This is a genomic window from Mycobacterium sp. (assembly GCF_025965855.1).
In the GTDB taxonomy this organism is placed as follows: Bacteria; Actinomycetota; Actinomycetes; order Mycobacteriales; family Mycobacteriaceae; genus Mycobacterium.
In genome coordinates, this window is record NZ_JAOPWB010000290.1 from 1 (window position 1) to 7496 (window position 7496).

Consider the following 7496-nt stretch of genomic DNA (forward strand, 5'->3'; position numbering starts at 1 on the left):
CGACCGGATGATCAAGGACGCCGAGGCGCACGCCGAGGAGGACCGTCAGCGCCGCGAGGAGGCCGACATCCGCAACCAGGCCGAGACGCTGGTGTACCAGACGGAGAAATTCGTCAAGGAACAACGCGAGGCCGAGGGCGGCTCCAAGGTCCCCGAGGACACGCTGAACAAGGTGGACGCCGCGGTGGCGGAAGCCAAGTCGGCACTGGGTGGCAGCGACATCTCCGCGATCAAGTCAGCGATGGAGAAGCTGGGTCAGGAGTCCCAGGCGCTCGGACAGGCCATCTACGAGGCCACCCAGGCCGAGGGCGGCCAGGGCGGTGGCCCTGGCGGCACCGAGCCCGGCGGCGCGTCCGGCTCGGCCGATGACGTTGTGGACGCGGAGGTGGTCGACGACGACCGGGAGGCCAAGTGACCGGCGGATATCAAAAGACCGAAGGCAACCCACAGGAACAGATAACCGTCACCGACAAGCGGCGCATCGACCCCGAGACCGGCGAAGTCCGGCACGTCCCTCCCGGCGCTGAGCCGGGAGGGCCCGCCGCGGCCGGTACAGGCGCGGCCGCTGGGACAGACGCCAAGGTCGCCGAGCTGACCGCCGATCTGCAACGAGTGCAGGCGGACTTCACCAACTACCGCAAGCGGGCCCTGCGTGACCAGCAGGCCGCCGCCGACCGGGCCAAGGCCGCCGTGGTCAGCCAATTGCTCGGCGTGCTGGACGATCTCCATCGGGCGCGTAAGCACGGCGACCTGGAATCCGGCCCGCTGAGGTCGGTCGCCGACAAGCTGGACAGCGCGCTGACCGGCCTCGGCCTGACGGCGTTCGGCGAGGAGGGCGAGGACTTCGACCCGGTGCTACACGAGGCCGTGCAGCACGAGGGCGATGGCGCCGACGGCTCCAAACCAGTGATCGGCACCGTCATGCGGCAGGGCTACAAACTGGGCGACCAGGTGCTGCGGCACGCTCTGGTCGGGGTCGTCGACACCGTCGCGGGCGACGGCGAAGAAACGGTCCCTGGGGCCGATCCAGCCGAAACCCAACAGCCCGACACGGACGATAACGTCGACGCCTCCGGTGCCTAGGTAGAAAACTAACTACGACGCACGACAATCAAATACGACAAATAGATAGAGACAGGTGAGAGGGGGTGACGCGGCATGGCCCAGCGTGAATGGGTCGAAAAGGACTTCTACAAGGAGCTGGGCGTCTCCTCTGACGCCAGCCCGGAAGAGGTCAAGCGCGCATACCGCAAGCTGGCGCGTGACCTGCATCCGGATGCGAATCCCGACAACCCGGCCGCCGGCGAACGATTCAAGGCGGTGTCGGAAGCGCACAACGTGTTGTCGGATCCGGCCAAGCGCAAGGAGTACGACGAAACCCGCCGCCTGTTCGCGGGCGGCGGGTTCGGCGGCCGCAAGTTCGACAGTGGCGGCGGCTTCAACTTCAACGTCGGTGGCGTTGGCTCTGATGGCGCTGAGTTCAACCTCAGCGACCTATTCGACGCCGCCGGCCGAAGCGGCGGGGCCAACATCGGTGACCTGTTCGGCGGCTTGTTCGGACGCGGCGCCACTCCCCGTCCCAGCCGGCCGCGGCGCGGCAACGACCTGGAGACCGAGACCGAGCTGGATTTCGTCGAGGCGGCCAAGGGCGTGGCGATGCCGCTGCGGCTGACCAGCCCCGCGCCCTGCACCAACTGCCATGGCAGCGGCGCGCGCCCGGGCACCAGCCCGAAGGTGTGCCCCAGCTGTAACGGCTCGGGCGTGATCAACCGCAACCAGGGCGCGTTCGGCTTCTCCGAGCCCTGCACCGGTTGCCGGGGCAGCGGCTCGATCATCGAGCACCCATGCGACGAGTGCAAAGGCACCGGCGTGACCACCCGCACGCGCACCATCAACGTGCGGATCCCGCCCGGTGTCGAGGACGGACAGCGGATCCGGCTGCCGGGGCAGGGCGAGGCCGGGTTGCGCGGTGCGCCGTCGGGCGATCTGTATGTGACGGTGCATGTGCGGCCGGACAAGGTGTTCGCCCGAGACGGCGACGACCTCACCGTGACGGTGCCCGTCAGCTTCACCGAATTAGCTTTGGGTTCAACGCTTTCGGTTCCGACGCTGGATGGCAAGGTCGGTGTCCGGGTGCCCAAGGGCACCGCCGACGGCCGGATCCTGCGGGTGCGCGGACGCGGTGTGCCCAAGCGCGGCGGCGGCAACGGCGACCTGCTCGTCACCGTGAAGGTGTCCGTGCCGCCGAACGTGGAGGGCGCCGCCCAGGAAGCGCTGGAGGCCTATGCCGCGGCCGAGCGATCCAGTGGTTTCAATCCGCGCGCGGGATGGGCAGGTAACCGCTGATGGCCAGAGGCTCGAGGAATCCCAAAGAGGAGGCCCGGACCTTCCTGATCTCGGTGGCGGCCGAACTGGCCGGCATGCATGCGCAGACACTGCGCACCTACGACCGCCTCGGGCTGGTCAGCCCGAGGCGCACTTCCGGTGGGGGACGGCGTTATTCGGAACACGACGTGGATCTGCTGCGCGAGGTGCAGCGGCTCTCCCAGGACGAGGGCGTCAATCTCGCCGGCATCAAGCGCATCATCGAGCTGACCAATCAGGTTCAGGCACTGCAGTCCAGGCTGCGGGAGATGTCCGAGGAGTTGGCGGTGCTGCGCGCCAACCAGCGCCGCGACGTGGCCGTGGTGCCCAAGAGCACCGCGCTGGTTGTCTGGCAGCCCCGAAAGCCGCGAAAGCCGCGCTAGCGCGCGGCGCCGTCTTCGACGATTCTCATGACTGGTCGCGGCATGGAAGTGGTTACCAATCACCCGGTCGTCGAAACCCTGCTACATCGATATCAACGCGAGCTGGGTGGCCAGCTGCTCACCTACCGCAATCACGTCTATCGCTGCATCAACTATCACAACCAGCTCATCGCCGGTCCGATCCCGGACTTCGCCGTTCTGGCTTGGGCCGCACACGATCTCGGCATCTGGACCGCGCGCACATTCGACTACCTCACGCCTTCCGCTGACCTGGCAGCGGCGCACGCCGAAGAATTCGGCATCGACAACGTAGACGACGTACGCAGGCTGATCGTCGAACACCACCGGCTGCGACCGTCGCACGATCATACGGCCGAAACCTTTCGGAGGGCTGACCGTATCGACGTGAGCCATGGTCTGTTGAGTGACCGGATTGGCCGCCCGTCCATCCGATCCGTTGTCACCGAGCTGCCCTATTGCGGCTTCCACGCATTCCTCGCCAAAGGCCTTATCCGCTACGCAGCAGGGCACCCGCTTCGGCCCTTCCCAATGCTGCGGTGGTGAAACAAGCACGCTCACACCCGAATCGAGAATTGCGTGATCGCCGGCACCCCCGGACGCGCACACGGGTAGCCGCCGCGACGCAGCGCATCGGTCGGCGCGGTCATCGGCTCGAAGCACACCACGTCTTCGGCGAGCGGGGCGAAGATCTGCGCCACCGGATACCCCCGCTCGAAGTGCACCTCCACGCCGCGCCCGCCGCCGGACACCGCGAACACCGCACCGTCGCCGACCTGGTCGTAGGCGTCGTCAAAAGCCGTGTCGCCCAAGGCTTCTTCCTTCGCCAGCTGGGGTTCGGATTCGCCGGTGGGCAGCCCCCGCTCGTCGAGCCGCAAGTGCCGCAGCGGCGGCGTCTCGATCATCCACTCGCCGCGGGGGACGTCGGGTAGGTGCAGGTAGGGATGGAAGCCGAAGCACAGCGGAATCGCGGTGTCGCCGGTTGCGGTGACGGTGGTGCGCACCGTCAGCGCCCGTTCGGCCAGCCGCACTGCCACCGCGAGCACATGCGGAAACGGGAAGCTGGCCAGCAGCCTCGGGTCGGTGCCGAAGTCGACCTCCGCGGTCAGCTCGTTCTCCGACTGCGTCGTCACCCGCCAGCCCGGGTAGGCGGCCAGGGTGCCGTGGATGGGCAACCCGTTGGGGTCGGGACGAACACCGTTCTCCCCGGGCGTCAGCGTCACCGTCACGTTCTCGGCCGTATACGTGTTGCCGCCCAATCGATTTGCCCACGGATACAGGATCGGGATTCCCATCGTCTTGCCCGCCTCGACATAGGCCTGCAGGCCGCGACGTTGGCCGAGCAGTTCGGTGCCCGAGTCGGTCAGCGACGTGCCGATCATGCCCGCCTCCGGCACGAACTGCGCCGCCACCGGCGATGACGGGTCGGTCAGGGTCACGACGTGCATGGCTTACCTCGGTTCACCTGGACAGTGGATCGTGCTGAATGCGTTCGGGCGGCGCCCCTTTGGCGATCAGGGCGGCCTTGGTGGCGCGGACCATGTCCGGTCCGCCGCAGATCAGGATTTGCCGGTCGCCCCAGCCACCGTATTTGGTCACCACGTCGGGCAGGCGGCCGGTTTGGCTCACGTGCAGGCCGCGCGGCGGCGTGACGTCGGGATAGTCGGCGGCCCACGATGGGTCGCGGCCGTACTCGGAGACCGGTGAGACGGACAGCCAGGGATTGTGCTGGGCGACCTGCCACAGGGTGGGCAGGTCGTAGAGCTCGCAGCGGTAGCGGGCGCCGAAGAAGAGGTGAACCCGCGGGTTCACCGCGTAGCGGCTGAGGTCCATGATCAGCGTCCGCAGCGGTGTCAGCCCGGTGCTGCCGGCGACCATCAGCACGTCCCCGCCGTCCCGGTCGATCCGCAGGCCGCCGTGCGGGCTGGACAACCGCCACCGGTCGCCGGGCCGGGTTTCGTTGACGATCGCGGTGCTGACCAGGCCGCCGGGGACCTGTCGGACGTGGAACTCGATCCCGCCGCCCGGGTCGGCCGGGATCGCGGGGCTCAGATAGCGCCACCGGCGCGGGCACTGCGGAACGTGGACGTTGACGTACTGGCCGGGATAGTAGTCCATCGGGCGGTCGAGCTGCAGCCGGACGACGGCCAGGTCGCGCGAGACGCGCACGTGCTCGATGACCGCGCCGTCCCACCAGGCCGGTCCCTCGTCGGCGTCGGCGGACCCGCGCATCACTCCGATGATCAGGTTGAGCGACTGGTTGGCAGCCGCCTCGACGGCATCGGTCCACCCGTCGCCGACGTGGGTCCGCAGCGTCGCATACAGCGCGCGATGCAATGTGTCGTAATGGCTCGGCAACACACCAAATTTGCGGTGATCCCGGCCGAGCTGGGCGAGGAAGGCCACCGGCTCGGTCGCGCGCTGCTCGACCAGTTCCCCGTAAACCCAGTGCAGGGCGTGCGCAAAAGCGGCTCGCTGGCCGTCCATTTCGGGTGGGAACAGGTCGCGCACCGAGACGTCGAGGGCAAACCAGTGGGTGTAGAACCGTCGGACGAGTTCGTTGTTCTTGCCCGGCCCGGAGTCGTCCTGCGCGAAGGCGTCGCGCAGCACCCGCAACGCGTCACGGTCCTCCAGGCTCACGGGGCCCGATTCTAGAGTCGGCGCGGCCGGGTAGGCGGTCTCGCGGTGAAACCGTGCGCACCGGGGCCCCGGGCATCGGCGGCACCGGCGGGCTGCTGTTCGGCAGGAGCGGCAACAACGGGACCGCGATCTAGCCTCCCCGCCAGGTGGGTAAAAATTTGCTAAGGTTGAGCGGAACAGACTCAACCTTGACGCAGTTGGAAAAGGCGACAAGCATTTTTTGGACATCCTTCCTAACCCCAAACGGAGATCGTCGTGGACTCTTTCAACCCGACAACCAAGACGCAGGCGGCCCTGACGTCGGCCCTGCAGGCGGCCTCGGCCGCCGGCAACCCCGAGATCAGGCCCGCGCATCTGCTGTTGGCGCTGCTGACGCAGAACGACGGGATCGCCGCGCCGCTCCTCGAGGCCGTCGGCGTCGAGCCCGCCACCATCCGCGCCGAAGCGGAGCGGATTCTCGACCGCCTGCCGCAGGCCAGCGGCGCCAGCGCGCAACCGCAGCTGTCGCGCGAGTCGCTGGCCGCCATCACCACCGCCCAGCAGCTGGCCACCGAGATGGACGACGAATACGTCTCCACCGAGCACCTGATGGTGGGGCTGGCCACGGGTGACTCCGACGTCGCCAAACTGCTGACCGGCCACGGCGCGTCCCCGCAAGCGTTGCGGGAGGCGTTCGTCAAGGTCCGTGGCAGCGCGCGGGTCACCAGCCCGGACCCGGAGACCACCTATCAGGCGCTGGAGAAGTACTCCACCGACCTGACCGGCCAGGCCCGCGAGGGCAAACTCGACCCGGTCATCGGGCGCGACAACGAGATTCGCAGGGTCGTGCAGGTGCTGTCCCGTCGCACCAAGAACAACCCGGTGCTCATCGGCGAGCCCGGCGTCGGCAAGACCGCGATCGTCGAGGGCCTGGCGCAGCGCATCGTCGCGGGCGACGTCCCGGAGAGCCTGCGCGACAAGACCGTCGTCGCGCTGGACCTCGGCTCGATGGTGGCCGGCGCCAAGTATCGCGGGGAGTTCGAGGAACGGCTCAAGGCCGTGCTCGACGACATCAAGAACTCCGCCGGGCAGATCATCACGTTCATCGACGAGCTGCACACCATCGTCGGGGCCGGCGCGACCGGCGAGGGCGCGATGGACGCCGGCAACATGATCAAGCCGATGCTGGCGCGCGGCGAGCTGCGACTGGTCGGCGCCACCACGCTCGACGAGTACCGCAAGTACATCGAGAAGGACGCCGCGCTGGAGCGCCGCTTCCAGCAGGTGTTCGTCGGTGAGCCGTCGGTGGAGGACACCGTCGGCATCCTGCGCGGGCTGAAGGACCGCTACGAGGTGCATCACGGGGTGCGCATCACCGACTCCGCGCTCGTCGCGGCGGCCACGCTGTCCGATCGCTACATCACCGCCCGTTTCCTGCCCGACAAGGCCATCGACCTGGTCGACGAGGCCGCGTCGCGGCTACGGATGGAGATCGACTCCCGTCCCGTCGAGATCGACGAGGTCGAGCGCATCGTGCGTCGCCTCGAGATCGAGGAGATGGCGCTGGCCAAAGAACAAGACGCAGCATCCGAGGAGCGTTTGGCAAAACTCCGCGCCGAGCTGGCCGACCAGAAGGAGAAGCTGGCCGAGCTGACCACCCGCTGGCAGAACGAGAAGAGCGCCATCGACGTGGTGCGGGAGCTCAAGGAGCAGCTGGAGACGTTGCGCGGTGAGGCCGACCGGGCCGAGCGCGACGGCAATCTGGAGAAGGCATCCGAGCTGCGCTACGGCCGCATCCCCGAGCTGGAGAAGAAGCTCGACGCCGCGCTGCCCCACGCCGAGGCCCGCGAGGACGTCATGCTGAAGGAGGAGGTCGGGCCAGACGACATCGCCGACGTGGTGTCGGCGTGGACAGGCATTCCGGCGGGCCGGATGCTCGAGGGCGAGACGGCCAAGCTGCTGCGCATGGAGGACGAACTCGGCAAGCGCGTCGTCGGTCAGAAGAAGGCCGTGCAGGCCGTGTCTGACGCCGTGCGCCGCAGCCGGGCCGGCGTTGCTGACCCGAACCGTCCGACGGGCTCGTTCATGTTCCTCGGCCCGACCGGCGTCGGC

General features: G+C 68.2%; 8 protein-coding genes. 6 read left to right on the plus strand and 2 right to left on the minus strand.

Annotated elements, in window-relative coordinates; all coding sequences use genetic code 11:
* The 5 genes from JWP83_RS24810 to JWP83_RS24830 form a co-directional block, all read left to right on the plus strand.
* Positions 1–415, plus strand: a 415-nt coding sequence (locus JWP83_RS24810) for an Hsp70 family protein (protein WP_297736367.1), incomplete at its 5' end; no start/stop codon positions are given.
* Positions 412–1083 (plus strand): nucleotide exchange factor GrpE, encoded by a 672-nt coding sequence (gene grpE, locus JWP83_RS24815; protein ID WP_297736370.1) that lies wholly within the window; start codon positions 412–414, stop codon positions 1081–1083. The genes JWP83_RS24810 and grpE, both read left to right, overlap by 4 nt.
* A 75-nt stretch (positions 1084–1158) precedes the next feature.
* Positions 1159–2346, plus strand: coding sequence for a molecular chaperone DnaJ (gene dnaJ, locus JWP83_RS24820; RefSeq protein ID WP_297736374.1), 1188 nt, complete (start codon positions 1159–1161; stop codon positions 2344–2346).
* A complete protein-coding gene (locus JWP83_RS24825; protein WP_297736377.1) occupies positions 2346–2747 on the plus strand; it encodes a helix-turn-helix domain-containing protein in 402 nt (133 codons plus the stop codon). The genes dnaJ and JWP83_RS24825 overlap by 1 nt, the downstream gene beginning before the upstream one ends.
* Before the next feature lie 27 nt (positions 2748–2774).
* Positions 2775–3311 (plus strand): hypothetical protein, encoded by a 537-nt coding sequence (locus JWP83_RS24830; RefSeq protein WP_297736380.1) that lies wholly within the window; start codon positions 2775–2777, stop codon positions 3309–3311.
* Positions 3312–3322: 11 nt separating this feature from the next.
* On the opposite strand, the gene JWP83_RS24835 is transcribed toward JWP83_RS24830, so the two are convergent.
* The gene (locus JWP83_RS24835) at positions 3323–4213 is read right to left on the minus strand and encodes an aldose 1-epimerase (protein ID WP_297736383.1); all 891 of its coding nucleotides are present in this window, start codon (positions 4211–4213) and stop codon (positions 3323–3325) included.
* 13 nt (positions 4214–4226) lie between these two features.
* Positions 4227–5405 carry an FAD-binding oxidoreductase gene (locus tag JWP83_RS24840; RefSeq protein ID WP_297736388.1) on the minus strand — a complete coding sequence of 393 codons (1179 nt, stop codon included), beginning with the start codon at positions 5403–5405 and terminating at the stop codon, positions 4227–4229.
* Between the two features lie 255 nt (positions 5406–5660).
* Between JWP83_RS24840 and JWP83_RS24845 the strand changes: the two genes are divergently transcribed.
* Positions 5661–7496, plus strand: a 1836-nt coding sequence (locus JWP83_RS24845) for a Clp protease N-terminal domain-containing protein (RefSeq protein WP_297736391.1), incomplete at its 3' end; no start/stop codon positions are given.